Source organism: Methanomassiliicoccus sp. (assembly GCA_012719175.1).
GTDB lineage: Archaea > Thermoplasmatota > Thermoplasmata > Methanomassiliicoccales > Methanomassiliicoccaceae > UBA6.
This window is the reverse complement of the sequence record JAAYAX010000004.1, coordinates 270,890-290,058: the sequence shown is the minus strand read 5'-3', so window position 1 is coordinate 290,058 and position 19,169 is coordinate 270,890. Positions and strand designations below refer to the sequence as shown.

Here is a 19,169-nt window from a genome sequence, read left to right as displayed (position 1 = left end):
AGTAAACAGCGCGAACCTGGCCAGGGTTTTGAGAAAACTTTTGGCAAGGGTGCGGAGAACAAGCAGATCCCGGATTTCATGCTTTTCTTACCATCCGAAAAGCAGCACCATCTCCTTCAGGGGCTATGGAGAGGGGACGGTTATGTCAACATCGTAAGGGAGGTACCAAGGGCAGGATACTCCACGATATCCGGCCAGCTGGCTGGACAGATAAAGACGCTGCCGCTTAGAAAAGGGTTCATCCCCTCCATCTATAAGGAGAAGGGCTCCATCATAGAGGATATCACCCACAGGGAGTTGTACCGCATCCATGTCGGCGATGTAAATTCTTTAAAGAAGCTCTGCGGAATACTGGGCATAGAATGTGCTCTGACTGGCACAGTAAAGGAGCACTCCTGGATAAAAGATGGCTTCCTATTTACGCCGATTACCTCGACAGATACCATGCAGTATACTGGGAAGGTCCACAACCTCGAAATCGCCGACCAGCACTCCTATGCCACCGATGCGTTCACCGTTCATAACTGCGGTGATGTGATGTACATCTACATCAAGGTCAAGGACGATGTCCTCACCGACGTGAAGTTCAAGACCTTCGGATGCGGAGCGGCCATCGCCACCAGCAGCATGGTGACGGACCTGGCAAAGGGCAAGACCATTCAGGAAGGCCTAAAGATCACACGGAACGACGTCGCCGAGAACCTGGGAGGATTGCCTCCACAAAAGATGCACTGCTCCAACCTTGCCGCTGACGCCCTTCATGACGCCATCCACGATTATCTTAGGAAGCAGGGTAGGGAGCCGCCTCTGCCCCCTGACGCCAAAAAGGAGGAGCACGACCACTCGTGCGAGGCCGATGAGGACTCCCTGATACACATCGAGACCAATGTACCCAAGAGGCCATAGTCGACCTAAGGCTTATCACCCCCGAACGGCATGAGCGGGCCGACATGACGACCTCGCTGGAGATCGATCTCTGTGGCACCAGGCTTCGCAACCCCACCATGCTGGCATCCGGAGTGATGGGAGAGACCGGCGATTCCCTGCGGAGGGTGGCAGAGGCGGGGGCGGGGGCCGTGGTGACCAAGTCCATCGGCCTGGAGCCTCGCCAGGGCTACCCCAATCCCACCCTGGTGGAGCTTGACGACGGATACATCAACGCCATGGGACTTCCCGGCCCGGGCATACACGCCTTCGGAGAGGAGATGCCCATCGCCCTCAAGGGAGGCATACCCATAGTAGGCAGTCTGTTCGCCGCCATTCCCGAGGACTTCGTGACCCTGGCCGTTAGGATGCAGGAGTACGGGGTGTCGGCCATCGAACTTAATCTGAGCTGCCCCCATGCCAAGGGCTACGGGATGGAGGTAGGCGTGGACCCCGACGCTGTCGCCAACATCGTGAGGCAGGTGAAGGCGGCCATAGACATCCCCTTATGGTCCAAGCTCACGCCAAACACTCATCGTCTCCTTGATGTCGCTCGCGCGGTAGAAGGTGCAGGAGGGGACGCCATAGTGGCGGTCAATACCGTCAAGGCCATGGCCATCTCCGTGGAGGCCAGACGGCCGGTGCTGTTCAATCGCACTGGGGGGCTGTCGGGACCGGCCATCAAGGCCGTGGGCCTTCGATGCGTCTATGAGCTTTACGAGGCGGTGGATATACCCATTATCGGAGTCGGCGGAGCGGAGACGTCAAGGGACGTGCTGGAGTACCTCATGGCAGGCGCGAAGGCTGTGCAGATAGGCAGCGGGGTGGGACGCAAAGGCCTGGGAGTGTTCCAGACCGTGTGCTTCGGACTGTTGAAATATCTCGAGGAGAACAGTCTTACCTCTCCCTCGGACATAGTGGGGGTGGCCCATGTACAGTGAAGCGGTGAGAATACAGCAACGGGTGGAGGAAGGAAAAGGCATCACCACCCTGAGGTTCCCCCTGGGGACGAAGGTCAGGCCGGGGCAGTTCGTGATGGTGTGGGTCCCGGGTGTGGACGAGGTCCCTATGTCCGTCTCCTTCATCGGCACCATGGGCGGCATCACCGTGAAGGAGGTGGGGGAGGCCACAAGGGCACTGTCCTCGCTAAAGGAGGGAGATGTCCTTGGTGTGCGCGGACCGTACGGCAACGGGTGGAACCTGCCTACGGGTCGGGTGCTGTGCGTCGGCGGGGGCGTAGGGATGGCGCCCATCATGACCGCGGTGGAGGGCATCGCCGATAGGTCCAGGGTGGACGTGGCCATAGGCGCCCGCAACGCTGGAGAGATAATATTCGAGGATAGGGCCCGCCAAGCGTCGGACGACGTGCGAACCACTACGGACGACGGCAGCTACGGCCTCAAGGGCACCGTGGTCGCTTTGGCCGACCAGATGATGAAGGAGAAGAGATACGATGTGGTCCTGGGCTGCGGCCCCGAGATCATGAACCGCTACCTGCTGAAGGCCTGCAATGAGAACCACGTCCCCTGCCAGCTATCCCTGGAGAGGCTTATGAAGTGCGGGGCCGGACTGTGCGGCTCCTGCGTCATCGACGGCCTCCGGGTATGCGCCGACGGCCCGGTGTTCACCGGGGAGCAGGTAGAGCGGATGACCGAGTTCGGAAAGTGGAAGAGGGACGACGCCGGTCTTAGGATCAGCCTCTAGGTACAACCTCATCCACGATGTGATTGAACTCGTGGTTGCTTACCCTTCCCACCTTCTCCCCCAGCTCCTTGATGCGCCGGCAAATCTCCGCGGCCTGCTGATCGCTGGCCTCTACCCGCATCTCCTCCAGTCTCCTCTTCACGTAGTTGACCCCGGTCTTCTTGCCCATGATGATGTGGCGCTCGTTCCCCACCGCCTCAGGCGGTATGGACTCATAGGTCATGGGGCAGTTGAGGATCGCCGCCACGTGGATCCCGGACTCGTGGGCGAACACGTTCGTGCCTACCAGGGGCTGGTTCCGGGGCTTGTGCAGGCCGGAGAGATTGCAAATGATATCCGAGAGCGCCTTCATCTTGGTGCAATCGATGCCGATGTCCAGACCGTATAGGTACTTGAGGGCCACGACGAACTGCTCTAGAGGCACATTGCCCGCTCTCTCACCGATGCCGTTGACGGTGGTAGTGACCGCGGACGCCCCCGCCTTCACGCCGGCGATGGCGTTGGCCGTGGATAGTCCGAAGTCATTATGGAGGTGCAGCGCCACCGGCACCTTGACCTCCTTGACCGCCATGCGCACCAGGTCAGTGATGGCCTCGGGGGTCGCGCATCCTAGGGTGTCGGTCACTCCTACCCTGACCGCACCGTTGGCCTCGGCCTCGCGGTAGAACCTCATGAGGAAATCGGGATCGGTGCGGGTGGTGTCCTCGGCGCTCACTGAAGCGGGTACCCCCCGGGCCTTGCAGTGGTCAAGGGCCTCGGCGGTCATGGCCAGGACCTCTTCGCGGGTCTTCTTCATCTTGTACTTGAGGTGTATCTCCGAGGTGCCCACGAAGAGCAGGATCAGGTCCACGCCCGCGTCCACTGCGGCATCGACGTCCCCCTTGGTGACCCTGGACAGGCCTAGGATGTCCGCGTCCAATCCCGCGGCGGATATCTCCTTTATAGTTCGCACCTCGCTCTCCGATATCGCCGGAAAACCTGCCTCTATCTGGTGGACATGGGCCTCGTCAAGCATCCTGGCGATGGTCAGCTTCTGCTCGGGGGTGAAGGCCACCCCAGGTGTCTGCTCACCGTCTCGCAAGGTAGAATCGTACACTATCACCCGAGCGTCCCTCAGGACGGGGTTGTAGGGGCTGACCGCGACGTGGTCCATGATTAACCGAACACCTGCGGTCTTATAACATTATTTGAATCATCCTCCCACCGATAGGTTCTATTTTATCAAATTCAAAAACAAATATAGAAATAGGAATATGTATAAACTAAGAGGACATCACAAGACCCCGGTATCCGTTCATGAACTGTCCCAACTGCGGGAAGGAGATGGAGCACGGGTTCGTGCGCGCCGAGAGCTTCATCGGCGGGGTAAAGTGGATGACCGAGGTGAGCTCCAAGAGCCTCGGTCTGGAGAGCATCGCTAAGCCCAACTCCCTAGGTTTCTGCTTCATGGAAGGGGACCGCTGCAAAGAGTGCCATAAGATACTTATTCAATGCTGATAACTATTCCGGGCCATGGATGAGAAGCCCCCGGCCCGGTTCCCTTCATTGCGCAAGCATGAGATGAGGATAAACCTCATACTTGCCTTGGCATCCCTTTTCATGATTTCTGTGGGGCTGGTGCTAAGGTCGAACATCACGGTGGGCATCAGCCTTATTCTCCTGATATTCTTCTCCACCTACACGATCTACGGCTTTGTCCGGCGGGAACGATGAAATTTTAAGCGGGGCTCGGTCCGAAGGAGAGGCCATTTTGACGTCCTCTCCAGCCTGAAGAAGATCAATGTCGATATCACCGCAAATAGGGCCAGTGCAGAGGGGACGAACACCGCCTCGGGGATGCCAAAGAACGATAGAGAGAATGGTATGACAGAGATGGTACCAGTGAACTTGCGCTCCTGGACCTGGCCGTCGGCCCCTACGGCCTTGACCGCTATGGTGTACCTATACTCACCCGCCACCTCATCGGGCATCCTCACTGCCGGGCTCACGAACTCTTTTGATCCTCCGGCCTCCACCATGGCCGAGCCTGAGAAGACATCGTACAGAACGGTCGAGCCGGACCACCTAATGCTGTACGTGATGGACGTAACCTCCATGGGTACTGTCCCGTTGTTATGAACGACGACCCTCAAGCGCTCCAGGAAGTTAGGGTAGACATCCTCGGTGCCCGAAACCGCGTCCCCTGACCAGGCGGCGTCAACGGACCCCATGGTTGAAGAAGCAATGACCGCAAGGACCGACAACACCAGCAGGGTTCGGACGGCTCTCATGGGGTTCTAACAGAGAGGAACCACGCCATACAACTTTCGGTCATGGGGCACCACCGCTGAAAAAGACAAGCGATGAGAAAGGCTGGTGTTCTCATGATAAAAAAGGATTATTAACCCTTTGTTAATGCTTCAGGCATGAAGCTCGCTGCCCGGCAGCAGGATAACCCCAACTTCATCAAGATGTACCATGGGCGGTTGGAGCTCAAGGTCCCGCGAAAGATGTTCAAGGACGGGACCAGCGAGACCGTTCCCGAGGAGGTGGAGCGCTTCAAGCAGACCCTGCAGGCCCGCTATCCCTGGCTTAGCAGATATGCCCTGGACGAAGTGATAAAGGAGGCCAGGGAGGCCATGACCGATCACATCGAGCGTTCCAAGAAAGCTCATGAGCGGGCCAGGGAACTTCTTGCCCGAGGGAGGGTAAAAGCGGCGTTGAAGGTCATCGAGGACCATCTCATCGTGGAGCCGGAGGATGCGGAGGCCTGGTATGTGGCCGCAGAGGTTCTGTTCAAGCTAGAACGCGGCGAGGACGCGTTCCGAGCGATGAGCCGGGCCAGGGAGCTGGCGCCTAAGGTGGGGAGAAGAGAGCGTTGATGGCATCCGCTACCTCCAGGACCGTAGCTCCCCAGGGGACTATGGCCATCCCGTCCTTGATCTGGAACCCGTCGCGGACCTTGCAACACTTTACCAAGCACTTCCTCCCGTCGCGAGGCGCGAGCTCCTGTGGACACATCTCGATCCGCTCCACATCTCGAGGGTACAGCGAGCGGTAGATACGTGCGGAGAGGTCGCAGCCGATCAGGGTCACATCTCCGGACATCATCGGCATCTGATCAAGGTAGTATACCTTACCAGTGGCCACCAGGCCCGATGCCTGGCAGGGGAAAAGGACACCTTCGGTGGTGACCTCCTGCACCTTCTCGTTGAGATCAATCTCATGGTAGGATGGTACCACCGGCAGGTCGATGAGGCCGCTGACCAGCGCCCGCTCCACGAGCACCGAGAGCTTGGACGGGGAGGGGGGTACCACGTCAACGACCATCAGCTCGAGCACCTCTGTGGGTTCAATGAAAGATATGTGGTTGAACAAGCCTTGTACGACCACCGTCATGCCTGGATGCCGCTGGGCGATGCGGGCCATCGAAGGCGCGTTGATAACGTCCACGCTGTCATCCTGGATGAACACCGTGGTCTGCGGCAGTGACACCACCTCATGTTCCACAATGGGTCGGAACAGCTCCTTGCCCTCCTCCTTGACCACACGGACCACCGCCAGGTCCTCACAGTTTCTGAGAACGTAATGATCGCAGCGCGTGTACGCCCTTTTCCCCTCGATCGCTCTGTCGATGTTCTCTCTGGTCAGAGGAAAGCTGACATCCTTTACCGCCACATCCTTGCAGTGCCCGGGGAGCATGACACATGCACGGTATGGCGCTAAAAATACCTTGCTGACAGGGTCCGAGCGGAACAGTACGTATGTAGAATACGCCCGAATGCCCTATCGTTGTGACCTGAACGGAGCGGTCGTTCCACTACAGGATTCTGGAACCTCTGAACAGGCGAAGGGATATATATCCGTCCGCGATTAACACCCACGACGCCGGGATGACAGAGCGGCCATGTGGCGGACTGCAGCCTTCCAGGGCTGTCAGGCCTCTGGCAGATATCCGTACACCCGAGTTCAAATCTCGGTCCCGGCCCCATTTTTTCTTACATACCTGAACTCTATTCGATTACCACATTTGTTGGTGATTCCTTGTGCATCCCTATCCTCGCCTATGCGGTTATGCATGAATGGAACAAGGTGACGTTCGCAAGCATGATCAGAAGAGAGGCGGGGGACGAACCTCATAAAAAGGTTTAAGACGCTACTCCTCCAAAAACACTGACCATATCATGGATTATCCACCGCCAATAATTTGAAATAAGACATATGAGGTAACAATAGTTAATTTGGCTTAACATGGATAGCGTTTACTTCGATAATAGCGCGACCACCCGTCCCGACCCCAGGGTGCTGAAGGCCATGCACCCCTACTTCAACAATTGGTACGGGAACCCTTCCAGCCTCCATTCGTTCGGGAGGGAGGCCGCTGCCGCCATGGAGAGGGCGAGGGAGCAGGTGGCCAAGGCTATGGGAGCAGCGCCACGAGAGATCGTCTTCACCTCTGGGGGGACGGAGTCGGACAACCTGGCCTTGCAGGGGGCGGCGTACGCGAGCCGCGACCGGGGAGATAATATCATCACATGCACGATCGAGCACCACGCGGTCCTGAGGACCTGCCGTTTCCTCGAGAGCCAGGGGTTCCGCGTTACCTATCTGCCCGTCGACCAGTACGGGCGGGCGGACCCCGAGACGGTGAAGGCGGCGATCACCAAGGACACGGTGCTGGTGTCCATCATGGCTGCCAACAACGAGATCGGTACCATCGAGAACATCCGCGAGATAGGTGATATCGCGAGAGAGGGGGGCGCCCTCTTTCATACCGATGCGGTGCAGGCGATGACCAAGGTACCGATCGATGTGGATCGTGACAACATCGACCTCATGGCCATCTCGGCGCACAAGTTCCACGGCCCCAAGGGCATCGGTGCCCTGTACATGCGGGATGGCACCGAGGTGCAGCCGCTAGTCTATGGCGGGGGCCAGGAAAGGGGCCTGCGCTCATCGACCGAGAACGTCCCGGGTATTGTAGGGATGGGGGAGGCCATCGAGCTGGGGATGTCGGAGATGGACGAGAGCGTCGCGCGCATGACCTCCATACGGGACCGCATGATCGAGGGCACGCTAGCGAACATCGACGGCTGCTATCTCAACGGACCCCGGGAGGGCCGGTTGTGCAACAACGCCCACTTCAGGTTCGACTACATCGAGGGAGAGGCTCTGATCATGAGCCTGGACATGAGGGGCATCGCCGCCTCCACCGGTTCTGCTTGCTCTTCCAGGGAGACAGAGACGTCTCACGTGCTCCAGGCTATCGGCGTGAGGAAGGAGGATGCTCGGGGCTCCCTGCGCATAACCCTATCTAAGATGAGCACCCTAGCTGAAGCGGAGATGTACCTGACCACGATCGAGGAGGTCACCGCGAAGCTCCGGAACATATCGCCGATAGCGCTTCTCCACCAGGGTTCCAAAGGGAGGTAAATATAATGGCGTACGGTGTCAAGGTCATTGAGCACTTCATGAACCCCCGGAACGTTGGCGAGATGAAGGACGCCAGCGGCGTGGGCAAGGCCGCCAACGATGTCGATGGGGATGTAGTGGTCATATACCTCAAGGTGAAGGACGACGTCATCGAGGATGTGAGCTTTCAGACCTTCGGGTGCGTGGCAGCCATCGCCTCTAGCAGCATGTTCACGGAGATGGTCAAAGGCAAGCGGATCGACGAGGCTGTCAAGATCGACAAGGCTGCGGTCGCCGACGCTTTCGAGAAGGGTATGCCGGAGAGTAAGGTGAGCTGCTCCATCCTGGCGCCCGAGGCCCTCAGGAAGGCGATAGATGATTATCGGCATAGGTCCGGCTGACGCCGCATTCATCCTCGTGAGCTGCAGGTCCCGCCGATCGACAACAGCAGGCCGTTTCTCCCACCGCTCCCTCCCCTCTGGAGAATAGACCGGTCATTTTTCAGCAATGTGGTAGGGCCGGTAGATGGGCGAACGATACAAGGTCATCAGTGGTAGGATATTTATTAAACAATTGTTAATTACCATAACAGGGTCCTAGGGCCTGATTGTCACCGAACATGCCCCACAAAGTGCCTGGCGCCATCGCTGGGGGTGGAGGACGACGAACGGATAATGATGCTTCAAGGGAAATGAGATGTCACGCAGGCGTCCAAAACGGTTAATAAAGACGGATTTCAAAGTAGGAAGGTGGTTGAGAACTTGTCGGAGATCAAGATCGATTGCACGAGTAAGAACTGCCCCATACCCCTGATAGAGACGAGGAAGGCCATCAGGAAGGCGGCAGTGGGCGACATAATCGAGATAACCGGTGACCATCCCGCGTCCAAGAAGGAGATCCCCATGGCCGTCGATTCCCTGGGGCAAGAGCTGGTGGAGACGACCGAGGAGGGGAAGCGGTGGCGCATCCGCATAAGGAAGATCAAGGAGGGTTGAAGGTGGCCGACCGGGCGACGATAATTCTTCACAGCGGCGAGATGGACAAGGTCTATAGCGCCCTCATCGTCGGGAACGGCGCACTATCCATGGGCATGGAGGCGACCATCTACTTCACCTTCTGGGGCCTGCAGAGGCTCAGGAAGGGAGGACTGGACAAGGGCAAGCTGTCGAGGATGAACATGCTCGGCCTGGGCCGGTCCATGGTCAAGGGGAGGATGGAGAAGGCAGGCGTGGCCAGCCTCGACAAGCTGATGAGCGATTACCGGGAATTGGGTGGGAAGGTGATCGCCTGCGAGATGACCATGGAGGTCATGGGAATCAAGAGGGAGGACCTGCGGACCGAGCTGATCGATGAGTTCGGGGCGGTGGGAACGTACGTGAACGATGCGAAACAATCCAAGATCACGCTATTCATATGAGGAGATATCATGACCAATAAGATCCACTACCTGGATAACTCAGCGACGACCAAGCTTGACGAAAGGGTCCTGGAGGAGATGAAGCCCTACTTCCTGGAGCATTATGCGGTGGCCACATCGGAGTTCGGCTACTCCATGGGGCTGGATGCGAGGGAGGCCCTGGACAACGCCAGGGAGTCACTAGCCAAGTGCCTGGAGGCGCCGGCGGAGGACATGGCGTTCACTTCCGGGGACACGGAGTCCAGCAACATGGCGCTGAAAGGGGTGACCAAGGCCCTGAGGAAGAAGGGGAGCCACGTGATAATATCCAAGATCGAGGACTTTCCTGTCCTCAACAGCGCCCGGACCCTGGAGCAGGACGGTCTCCGCGTAACCTACCTGGACGTGGACGGGGAAGGCCTGCTGGACCTGGACAAATTGCAGTCGAGCATCGCCGCCGATACCGTGCTGGTGTCCGTCCAGCACGCTAACCAGGAGATCGGCACGGTCCAGGATATCAAGGCCATCGCTGACATCTGCCACGACAAGAAGGTGCTCTACCACGCCGACGCCACCCACACCTTCCGGCGGCTGCCCCTGGACGTGTCCAGGGTGCCGGTGGACCTGCTCACGATCTCGGCGCACACTATACACGGGCCGAGGGGCGTGGGCGGACTGTACATACGCGGCAAGACGCCCATCTCCAAGTGGATGGACGGTGGCTTCCAGGAGTCGAACCGTAGGGCGGGATTGGAAAACATCCCCGGGGCCATCGGCTTCGCCAAAGCCGCGTCATTGGTGACCGAGGAGGAGAACATTTACATCCGGGGGATGAGGGACCGCCTCATCCGCAAGGTCCTTGACACCATACCTGATACGATGATCAATGGATCCGCCACGAGCAGGACACCGCAGAACGCCAACATCACCTTCCACTACGTGGAAGGAGAATCAATGACGCTGCACCTGGACATGAGCGGGTTCGAGGTCAGCACCGGCTCGGCGTGCTTCAGCCGGACGCTGGAGGCGAGCCACGTGATCATGGGCATCGGCGGCAACCATGAACGCGCTCATGGGTCCATACGCTTCAGCTTCAGCCGCTTCAATACAACGGAGGACGTGGATGCGGTGGTGGAGTCCATATCAGCGATCGTAGCTAATCTTAGGAGGATAAGTCCGTTGAAGAAGTAGAAGGGTGACCACACATGAAGTTTCCATACAACGAGACGGTGCTTGAGCACTTTAAGAACCCCCGGAACGTGGGGAAGATCGAGGATGATGACGGGAAGGCGATGGTCGGCAGCCCGGCCTGCGGGGACATGGTGGCCGTATACATCAAGGTGGACGACGCCACGAAGGTGATAACGGACATCAAGTTCGAGTCCTACGGCTGCGCCTCGAACATCGCTACCGCGTCGATCATCACCGAGCTGGCCAAGGGGAAGACCATCGAGGAGGCGAAGGCCATAACCTGGAAAGAGGCGGCGGAGGCGCTGGGTGGGCTCCCCAAGGTCAAAGCACACTGCTCGGTCCTGGCGGTCGAGGGACTGAGGGAGGCCATACTCAACTACGAGGAGAGGCATGGACTCATCAAGGACAAGGTCCCCACGACCGAGGAGGTCGTGCGGAGGCGTCTGAAGACGGTCATGAACCCCCTGGCGGGGCTGGACATCGTGAGGACCGACCTGGTCAAGGAGATCAAGGTGGAGGAGGGGACCGTGGCGGTGGCGATCGATCTGCCGTCGAACAACCTGTTCGCCACCAACATCAGCGACGAGATCAAGGAGAAGATCGGCAGCCTATGGGACGTCAAGGAGGTAAAGGTCACATTCAACGATGCGCTGTAGTCTTCACGGCGAGCAGGTGAAAGGAGCGGACCCGGGCCACCATCCTTTTCCACGTCGTCCGCTCATCTCAACCATTCTTCAGGGCATTGTTCATAAGGGTTGAACGGGGGGGGGCGAGATGATCCCCCTGCCCGATACCGAATAGATTCAAAGAGCATCTGATCCTGAACGAGGGTACATGGGCACCTCGATGAAGTGAACGGTAGATATCCATCAACGGAAGAATATGATCGCGGAACGATCGTCCCAATGATCGGCCTAAGAGGCTATGGCAGTGCAAGATGCATATCGGATTCCACATTGAGGATATCTGCGTTATCCGGCTGTCCCGTCCTCAGGACACCTCGCCCCGTCGGTAATCTTTATTGTCTTTAATATTGCTAACAGCGGCCAAGGGAGGAAAAAGATGAACTGTCCAAAATGCGGCCTGCCCGTGGAACCCGGCACCGCCTTCTGCACCAACTGCGGTCAGGCGATAAATGTCCAGGAGCAGAGCCCCCCACCGACATCTCCGGCGCCAGCGGCGTCGGCCAAGCCTGCGAGGAGTGGAAGGAACATGCTGCCCATCATAGCCGTGATAGCCGTGGTGGCAGTGGTGGCGATAGCCGCCATCGCCCTGGCCCTGGGGGGAGGGGGTAGCAAGGCCGGGGACGATGGAATTACCAATTCCAATTCCCATCTCTCCATGACCGTAAACAGCGCAAATGGATACCTGTCGACCGAACCTTACGCCCAGGCCGATGAGGGTAACCTGTTGGTGATGATCTACGCGAACCTCACCAACAGGGACTCCACTTCGAAGTGGATTTCGCCGTTCTACCTGAAGCTCACCTGCTCGGACGATATCGCCTACGAGACCAGCATGATGGTCGATACGTTCGATTCCACCCAGCTCTCCAAGAACGAGAAGATGGACATGTATGCGGCCTTTGAGATCCCGGAGGGGGTCACGCCTAAGGCCTTGACATATGATGATGGGACGAACAGCATCACAGTGGACCTCCCTTCCGGTTTCGCCGACCTCACGCTGCCGGTATATGTCAACCTCGAGGTCGTCAGCATCACCGATGCCGATTCTGGATACATCTCGTTCCAACCTGAAGAGGGCAACAAGTTCGTGAACGTCACCGTGAAGCTGACCAATCTCATGGGAAAGCTGCTGGATACCGAGGTCTATCACTTTAAGTTGGCGACCGCCGACGGCCAGGTGCACAATCCCACAATCTGGGTGAATCCAATCATACCCGATGGCCTTCAGCCAGGTGCCCAAGCTACGATGGTGATACCTTTCGAGATATCCGTGGACACCACACCCACGCAGCTGCAGTACAATAATTTCATGAGCAGGACGAATGTGAACATCTGAAACCACTTCCAGACATTTTTTCTTCGACAAAAAACAAGGTAATTGCTGACTCCCTCCCCTGTTCGTTCTCTCGATAAGCGGGAAAAAATTATCTAGATGGGTCCCTTTCACAATCGTTGATGAGCTGGAGGGACGACGTCAACACGGTCCTGGAGCGCGACCCCGCTCCCCGATCGTTCTCCGAGGCCCTGATGTTCAGCCAGGGCCTTCATGCCATACTTCTTCACCGCATATCCCACAATCTCTACGAGAGAGAGCAGTACAAGCTGGCCCGGCTCATCAACTACTGGAGCAGGGTTCTCACAGGTGCGGATATACATCCAGGCTGCCACGTGGGCAAAGGCTTCTTCATCGATCACGCCACGGGGGTGGTCATTGGTGAGACAACAATCATCGGCGATAATGTCTCAATATTCCAGGGAGTCACCCTGGGAGGGGTGTCCACCTCCAAGGGCAAGAGGCACCCTACCATCGAAGACAACGTCGTCATAGGGGCGGACGCCACCGTCCTCGGTGATATCACCGTCGGCGCGAACTCAAAGGTCGGGGCGGGCTCCGTGGTCGTTAAGGACGTCCCCCCCAACAGCACCGTGGTGGGCATCCCCGGGAAGGTTGTCAAGAAGGACGGCGAGAGAAAGGTGGAGGTCCCCCAGGAGAACCTTCCCGATCCCCTCCTTGACCGATTGAACCTCATATGCGGCTCCCTGGACCGCTTGGAACAGCGCGTTGAGGCCTTGGAGGAAAGGATAAAGAAGAGCTAATCAATCCTGGCCTATCTAAAAAATGAGGTATCGACGTGTCCCTGAGGATTTTCAACACACTGACCAAGCAGGAAGAGGAGTTCAAGCCCATCGAAGACAAGAAGGTCAAGATGTACGTCTGCGGGGTCACCGTGTACGACGATATCCACATGGGGCACGCACGCTCCATAATAGTGTTCGACATGATCACCAGGTACCTCCGCTACCGCGGCTATGATGTCACCCACCTCACGAACTTCACGGACGTGGATGACAAGATCATCAACCGGGCGGCGGAGATGGGGATGGAGCCGCTGGCCCTTTCCAAGATGTACATCGAGAAGTACTTCCTGGACGTCGACGCCCTAGGGGTAAAGCGTGCCAACGCCTACCCTAAGGCATCCGAGAACATACCTCAGATCATCGCCATGATCCAGAAGATCATGGACCACGGCTTCGCGTACAAGAGCGAGGACGGGTCCGTCTACTTCTCCGTGGACAAGGTGAAGGACTATGGCCGCCTCACCGGGCAGAGGCTGGAGGACATGCAGGCGGGAGCACGGGTCGAGGTCAATGAACTTAAGAGGAACCCGTACGACTTTGCTCTGTGGAAGGCCGCCAAGCCGGGCGAGATATTCTGGGACTCCCCCTGGGGAAAGGGTCGTCCAGGCTGGCACATCGAGTGCTCGGCCATGTGCACCGAGTATCTTGGTGAGACGATTGACATCCATGGCGGCGGCAACGACCTGATGTTCCCCCATCATGAGAACGAGATCCTGCAGTCCGAGGCCGCCAACGGTCGGCCGCTGGCCAACTACTGGGTGCATAATGGCATGCTCCAGGTCCAGGATGCCAAGATGTCCAAGTCCCTGAAGAACTTCTTCTCGGTCAGGGAAGTGCTCACCAAGCACTCCAAGGAGGAGCTGAGATTCTACGTCCTGTCAGCCCACTACCGCGGCCCCCAGGTGTACTCCGAGGCCGCCCTAGAGGAGGCCTCGGCCAGCCTCAAGCGCCTGCACAACGTGTACCACGAGCTCCTCTCCGCCCAGAAGAGGGCGCAAGGCAGCGACGACGCCAAGGAGCTCGTGGATATCTTCCGAGCAAAGTTCATCGAGGCCATGGACCAGGACTTCAACACCCGCGCCGCCATCTCCGAGCTGTTCGAGGCCGTCAGGGAGATCAACAAGCTTCTTTCCGACGGCAGGTTGAGCGGGGAAGGAGCGAAGAACATCCTGGGCGTGCTGAAGGAGATGGACTCGGTGTTCGCCATCCTCCCCGCGGAACAATCTTCCAGTGAGGACCGCTCCGGAGAGATCATCGACATCCTGATAGAGGTGCGCAACGAGCTGCGGAAGAGAAAGCAGTATGACCTTGCGGATAAGATCCGCGATCTTCTCAAGGAGAAGGGCGTGGAGCTGCAGGACACCGCGGAGGGCGTGAAGTGGAAGAGGACCGGGAACTGATCGTCCGGAAGAAAGCCATCCTCCTAACCTCAGGCCCCATACAGGTATCGCCGCAGTTCCGCCCACCCTTCCCCCTCTCCCGATCCACCGCCGGGCCCGGCGCAGGTTCATCCTCACTGGTCCTGTCCTTCGGCCGCTTCCGGGTGAAGAAGGCCATCACCACCGAGCCTTGCGAGTTCTTGCTTGTCGGGGACGGGCCTATGTATGTCCTGATGAGAGGCGAGGAGACGTTCCTCGATGATGTGCGAATCCTGCCAACGATAGCTCACGCACCGGAGCAGGCCTTCTTCAACCTTGATACCCAGTGTATCTATCACTGCCGTTTCTGCACCTCCCCCGCTCTCGAGAAAAAGCTCACCAAAGGGCTTGACCCGGACAAGGTCGTGGCCATGGTGAGAGGTCTTTCGCAACGCGAGGACCTGAGGGCGGTGGCCTTCACGGCGGCCGTGGTGAAGGACCCGCAGAGCACCGTGGACAAGCTTGCCTACGTGATATCGAAGGTACGGGAGTTCCTGCCGGACATACCTATCGGCGTGGAGCCATACATCGACACATGGGAGCAGATCGACCAGCTCAAGAAGGCGGGGGCGGACGAGATAAAGCTGAACATCGAGACCTTCGACCGTGAGATCTTCCAGAAGGTCTGCGGAGAGCTTGATCTGGACCACATCCTGGAGACCATAACGTATGCCGTGAGGGTCTTCGGCCGCGGCAAGGTAACCTCCAACATAATCGTGGGTATGGGGGAGACCGACGCCAACATCCTTCAGGGCGTGCAGGAACTGGCCAGCCGTGGTTGCGTGGCGACCCTCCGACCTCTGCGCCTGAACGATCTCAACCGCAGGCCTATGGCCGAAGCGCTGGGAACAATGGAGGAGCTGACCCCGGAGCGACTGTTGCGGCTGGCACGTGAGCATCGGAGGATCCTCGAGAACAATGGCCTAACTTCCCTGACCCTTCACACCATGTGCCATGAGTGCGGGTGCTGCGATATCGTACCCTTCCGTGACATATAATCCTTGATGATATTGTTTAGGTTAGCCGAAATATTTTAATATTGAACTACAATAGGTTTGGGTAGATGTTAAGTGAGAACGCCGAGGACTACCTAGCCTGCATTTGGGACCTGGGGCAAAGGACCGGGTCTGATGTCGTTAAGACCACCGCCATAGCCGCAAAATTAAAACTGACCCCGGCGAGCGTAACGGAAATGACGCAAAAGCTAGCATCCGAAGGTTATCTCAACTACGAGAAGTACAAAGGTGTCACCCTGACGTACAAGGGTAAGAAGGTGGCCGAGAGGATCAAGAGGAAGCATCGCCTGTTGGAGAGGTTCTTCTGCGATGTCATCGGCCTAAGGCGGGACCAGAGCCACGATGAGGCCATGAAGCTGGAGCACACCGTGTCCGATGAGTCCGTGGAGAAGCTCAATCAGATTTTGAACTATCCTCAGGTTTGCCCCGATGGCGACCCCATTCCTCCCTGCGAGGAGCCCCTTGACCCCGATCCCGACCTCTCCATCCACCTAACGGACCTCGATGAGGGTGAGAAGGGCATCATAACTCACTTGACCTGCGACGAGACCACGAAGATAAAACGGTTGATATCCATGGGCTTCGTCCCCGGCCGCTCGGTGGCCCTCGAGGAGAGGGTGCCGATGGGAGGTCCCCTACTGGTACAGCTCGAAGAGCTCAAGGTGGCCTTGGCACGCGACTGTGCCTCCCTGGTGATGGTCCGGAAGTGCTAAGTTGAAGATCCTATTGGCCGGCAACCTCAACGTTGGCAAGTCCCAGCTGTTCAGCCGCATCACGGGCATCGGGGTCATCTCCGCCAACTACCCCGGCACCACGGTCACCTTCGAGGAGGCCTCGGTGACCTTCCACGGGGAGAAGATCTCCGTCTACGACCTGCCTGGCATCTACTCCCTGGCAGGGGAGACCGAGGACGAGCTGGTGACCACCAAGCTCCTCTCGGAAAAGACCCCTGACTATGTGATCGCGGTTCTGGACGCCACCCGCCTGGAGCAGGGGTTGGTTCTGCTGCTCCAGCTCATCGAGCTGGGCTACAGAGTGATTGTGGCCCTGAACTTCATGGACCAGGCAAGGAAGCGGTACACCATCGACATCGATCGCCTGGAGAAGACCCTGATGGTGCCGGTGGTGCCCACGGTGGCGACCACCGGGGAGGGCGTGGACCGATTGATGGAGCTGGTCGTATCGAACACGGTCCATAGGTCACCATACGTCACCCGCTACGACAGCCACATAGAGGCCTTCCTGGAGGACATAGCCGAGGGGTCGGTCAGCACCGGTTCCGGATACCCCATACGGGGTGCTTCCATCAAGCTGCTCGAAGGGAACCATTTCTTCACCGGTCAGTTCAGTCCCAGCGTTCTCGAGTTCGCCGACCAGTATCGGAAGGAGTTCCGGGAGCAGCACTTTGAGGATGTGGAGGTGCATATCGCCCGGGACCGCTACGGCGAGGCGGGAAAGATAGCTAGCGAGGTCATCACCTGGCTCCCGAAAAGGGACCTGACGCTCAAGGACCGTATCTCTGAGGTGACCCTCAGACCAAGGACCGGCATCCCCATCCTTCTCGTCGTGCTGGTAAGCATCTTCCTATGTGTGGTGGTGGTCGGTGGGCTCCTGGAGACCCTCTTGGCCGATGTCTACGCCGCTGTCGTAGGCGACTTCTTCACCCAGCTGGCATCATGGATCGGAGGCACGCCGGGGCAGGCCATCGCGCAGGGAATAGACCTCTCTATCCAGGCCATAATCGCCATCGTCATCCCCTACATACTAGTGTTCTACCTCATCCTGGGCCTTTTGGAGGACTCAGGGTACCTGCCGCGTGTGGTCATGCTCCTGGACGGCCTGATGCTGAAGCTCGGGCTGCACGGTAGGGCCATCATCCCCATGGTGGTGGGTACGGGATGCAACGTGCCGGCCATTCTGGCCACGCGCACGTTGGAGTCCAAGAGGGAGAGGCTCATTCTAGCTACGATAATCGTGATGGCAGTCCCCTGCTCAGCTCAGACAGTGATCATCATCGGCACAGTAGGCCACCACGCTGGCATATTGTACGCCGTGGCCATCTACCTCATCCTGCTGGTCCTGATCCTACTTCTAGGCAGGATACTGCACCTGGTGCTCAAGCAGGAGCCACCTAGCCTCGTGATCGAGATCCCTGACCTGTCGATGCCCTCGTTCCGAAACATATTGTCGAAGACGTGGCTCCGCATCAAGGACTTCTTCATAATAGCCTTCCCCCTGCTGTTGATTGGCAGCCTCATCCTGGAGTTCCTGATGCTGTACAACATCCTGGACTCCCTGGTGGAGCCGCTGGCCCCGCTGACCGTGGGCCTCTTAGGACTGCCGGCGGTCATAATCGTGGCCCTCATCTTCGGGGTGCTGCGCAAGGAGATGGCGCTGCAGATACTTTTCGTAATATTCGCCTTGAGCGTGGGCGCGGACCTAGGGACGGTCCTGACCGACCAGCAGCTCTTCGTGTTCGCCCTGGTCATGGCCACGTACATGCCGTGCATAGGTGTCCTGGCAGCACTGGTCAAGGAGTTCGGCATCAAGGACGCAGCGCTGGTTTCAGTGGCCTCCATCGTATTCGCCTTCCTGCTCGGAGGTCTGGCCAACCTGGTGTTCATCCTTACTTAGTTTTTATATCATGCTTTTTCTTCTCCCCCCACCATGGAGCTGGAGCTGATCTTCCTCACCGCGTTCGTCATGGAGATCATATTCTGCGCGATCCCCGGGGCATTGACGGCCGAGGCCTTGAGGAGAGGGGTGCAGGGAGGTTACCATCCTGCTCTGATGGTCCAGATCGGCGCCATCGTCGGCGACACATTGTGGGTGCTCATCGCGCTGTTCGGCATGGCCTTCCTGTTCGAGGGGGTTCTCATGCAGCTAGGGCTAGGGATCCTGGGAGGCGGTTTCATGCTCTACCTGGCGTGGTCCGCCTTCAAGGAGGCTAGGAAGGGCGGTTTGCCCGAAGGGAGGGAGGGCGAGAGCAGAGGGGACTTCCTGACCGGAGCCTTAATCTCCATAGGGAACCCTTTCCAGGCCGCCTTCTGGCTGGGCATAGGTGTGACCACCATAGCTTTGATAGCACCAGAGCCTCAGCTGATACATTATGTGGTCTTCATGATGGGCTTCGAGGCCGCGGCGGTGGCATGGTGCTTCCTTTTCGCCTATGTGGTCAGCGTGGGCCGCCGCTTCGTTACTCCCAGAGCCTTCCAGCTCATAGAGGTGGTGTGCGGCCTCTTCCTGGTCTACCTTAGCGTGAACATGATATGGTCCACATTGCATTCCACAGGCCTCATCTGAA

General features: G+C 58.2%; 22 protein-coding genes and 1 tRNA gene. 20 read left to right on the top strand and 3 right to left on the bottom strand.

Features of this window, described 5'->3' with window-relative positions; all coding sequences use genetic code 11:
- The first annotated feature begins 78 nt into the window (after positions 1 to 78).
- From GXX95_01885 to GXX95_01875, 3 genes are read left to right on the top strand one after another with little or no spacing between them, the layout of a single operon-like run.
- Positions 79 to 906 (top strand): hypothetical protein, encoded by an 828-nt coding sequence (locus GXX95_01885; protein ID NLT36896.1) that lies wholly within the window; start codon positions 79 to 81, stop codon positions 904 to 906.
- 44 nt (positions 907 to 950) lie between these two features.
- A complete protein-coding gene (locus GXX95_01880) occupies positions 951 to 1,865 on the top strand; it encodes a dihydroorotate dehydrogenase (protein NLT36895.1) in 915 nt (304 codons plus the stop codon).
- Positions 1,855 to 2,628, top strand: a complete 774-nt coding sequence (locus tag GXX95_01875; GenBank protein NLT36894.1) for a dihydroorotate dehydrogenase electron transfer subunit — start codon at positions 1,855 to 1,857, stop codon at positions 2,626 to 2,628. The genes GXX95_01880 and GXX95_01875 overlap by 11 nt, the downstream gene beginning before the upstream one ends.
- Here the strand turns inward: GXX95_01875 and aksA are convergent.
- Positions 2,618 to 3,781: a homoaconitate hydratase gene (gene aksA / locus GXX95_01870; GenBank protein ID NLT36893.1), complete on the bottom strand. Its 1,164-nt coding sequence runs from the start codon at positions 3,779 to 3,781 to the stop codon at positions 2,618 to 2,620. The two genes, GXX95_01875 and aksA, sit on opposite strands and share 11 nt — an antisense overlap.
- A gap of 143 nt (positions 3,782 to 3,924) precedes the next feature.
- Here aksA and GXX95_01865 point away from each other — a divergent pair, with 143 nt between their 5' ends.
- Both GXX95_01865 and GXX95_01860 read left to right on the top strand, forming a co-directional pair.
- Positions 3,925 to 4,125: a hypothetical protein gene (locus GXX95_01865; GenBank protein ID NLT36892.1), complete on the top strand. Its 201-nt coding sequence runs from the start codon at positions 3,925 to 3,927 to the stop codon at positions 4,123 to 4,125.
- Positions 4,126 to 4,140: 15 nt separating this feature from the next.
- Positions 4,141 to 4,341, top strand: a complete 201-nt coding sequence (locus GXX95_01860) for a hypothetical protein (GenBank protein ID NLT36891.1) — start codon at positions 4,141 to 4,143, stop codon at positions 4,339 to 4,341.
- Here the strand turns inward: GXX95_01860 and GXX95_01855 are convergent.
- Positions 4,314 to 4,898, bottom strand: coding sequence for a hypothetical protein (locus GXX95_01855; protein ID NLT36890.1), 585 nt, complete (start codon positions 4,896 to 4,898; stop codon positions 4,314 to 4,316). The two genes, GXX95_01860 and GXX95_01855, sit on opposite strands and share 28 nt — an antisense overlap.
- 135 nt (positions 4,899 to 5,033) lie before the next feature.
- On the opposite strand from GXX95_01855, the gene GXX95_01850 reads away from it, so the two are divergent.
- On the top strand, positions 5,034 to 5,489 hold the full coding sequence (locus GXX95_01850) for a tetratricopeptide repeat protein (GenBank protein NLT36889.1): 456 nt from the start codon (positions 5,034 to 5,036) through the stop codon (positions 5,487 to 5,489).
- On the opposite strand, the gene GXX95_01845 is transcribed toward GXX95_01850, so the two are convergent.
- A complete protein-coding gene (locus tag GXX95_01845; GenBank protein NLT36888.1) occupies positions 5,464 to 6,309 on the bottom strand; it encodes a hypothetical protein in 846 nt (281 codons plus the stop codon). The genes GXX95_01850 and GXX95_01845 overlap by 26 nt on opposite strands.
- A 185-nt stretch (positions 6,310 to 6,494) precedes the next feature.
- On the opposite strand from GXX95_01845, the gene GXX95_01840 reads away from it, so the two are divergent.
- From GXX95_01840 to GXX95_01775, 14 genes are all read left to right on the top strand, one after another.
- A tRNA-Cys gene (locus GXX95_01840) sits at positions 6,495 to 6,598 on the top strand.
- 260 nt (positions 6,599 to 6,858) lie between these two features.
- Positions 6,859 to 8,040, top strand: coding sequence for a cysteine desulfurase (locus GXX95_01835; GenBank protein NLT36887.1), 1,182 nt, complete (start codon positions 6,859 to 6,861; stop codon positions 8,038 to 8,040).
- Positions 8,041 to 8,045: 5 nt separating this feature from the next.
- Positions 8,046 to 8,420 (top strand): iron-sulfur cluster assembly scaffold protein, encoded by a 375-nt coding sequence (locus GXX95_01830; GenBank protein NLT36886.1) that lies wholly within the window; start codon positions 8,046 to 8,048, stop codon positions 8,418 to 8,420.
- Positions 8,421 to 8,780: 360 nt separating this feature from the next.
- Positions 8,781 to 9,014, top strand: coding sequence for a sulfurtransferase TusA family protein (locus GXX95_01825; protein ID NLT36885.1), 234 nt, complete (start codon positions 8,781 to 8,783; stop codon positions 9,012 to 9,014).
- A 2-nt stretch (positions 9,015 to 9,016) separates the two neighbouring features.
- A complete protein-coding gene (locus tag GXX95_01820) occupies positions 9,017 to 9,436 on the top strand; it encodes an NAD(FAD)-dependent dehydrogenase (GenBank protein ID NLT36884.1) in 420 nt (139 codons plus the stop codon).
- Positions 9,437 to 9,445: 9 nt separating this feature from the next.
- Complete coding sequence (locus GXX95_01815) at positions 9,446 to 10,606, top strand: cysteine desulfurase (protein NLT36883.1); 1,161 nt, start codon at positions 9,446 to 9,448, stop codon at positions 10,604 to 10,606.
- A gap of 14 nt (positions 10,607 to 10,620) precedes the next feature.
- Complete coding sequence (locus tag GXX95_01810) at positions 10,621 to 11,262, top strand: DUF59 domain-containing protein (GenBank protein NLT36882.1); 642 nt, start codon at positions 10,621 to 10,623, stop codon at positions 11,260 to 11,262.
- Between the two features lie 406 nt (positions 11,263 to 11,668).
- Entirely contained in the window at positions 11,669 to 12,628 is a 960-nt protein-coding gene (locus tag GXX95_01805; protein ID NLT36881.1) for a DUF4352 domain-containing protein, read from the top strand.
- Between the two features lie 119 nt (positions 12,629 to 12,747).
- Entirely contained in the window at positions 12,748 to 13,389 is a 642-nt protein-coding gene (gene cysE / locus GXX95_01800) for a serine O-acetyltransferase (GenBank protein NLT36880.1), read from the top strand.
- Between the two features lie 35 nt (positions 13,390 to 13,424).
- Entirely contained in the window at positions 13,425 to 14,831 is a 1,407-nt protein-coding gene (locus GXX95_01795) for a cysteine--tRNA ligase (GenBank protein ID NLT36879.1), read from the top strand.
- Positions 14,810 to 15,847: a radical SAM protein gene (locus tag GXX95_01790; GenBank protein ID NLT36878.1), complete on the top strand. Its 1,038-nt coding sequence runs from the start codon at positions 14,810 to 14,812 to the stop codon at positions 15,845 to 15,847. Before GXX95_01795 ends, GXX95_01790 begins: the two co-directional genes overlap by 22 nt.
- Before the next feature lie 65 nt (positions 15,848 to 15,912).
- On the top strand, positions 15,913 to 16,578 hold the full coding sequence (locus tag GXX95_01785) for a metal-dependent transcriptional regulator (GenBank protein ID NLT36877.1): 666 nt from the start codon (positions 15,913 to 15,915) through the stop codon (positions 16,576 to 16,578).
- A 1-nt stretch (position 16,579) separates the two neighbouring features.
- On the top strand, positions 16,580 to 18,499 hold the full coding sequence (gene feoB / locus GXX95_01780) for a ferrous iron transport protein B (protein ID NLT36876.1): 1,920 nt from the start codon (positions 16,580 to 16,582) through the stop codon (positions 18,497 to 18,499).
- A 33-nt stretch (positions 18,500 to 18,532) separates the two neighbouring features.
- The gene (locus GXX95_01775; GenBank protein NLT36875.1) at positions 18,533 to 19,168 is read left to right on the top strand and encodes a LysE family transporter; all 636 of its coding nucleotides are present in this window, start codon (positions 18,533 to 18,535) and stop codon (positions 19,166 to 19,168) included.
- Position 19,169: the final 1 nt, after the last annotated feature.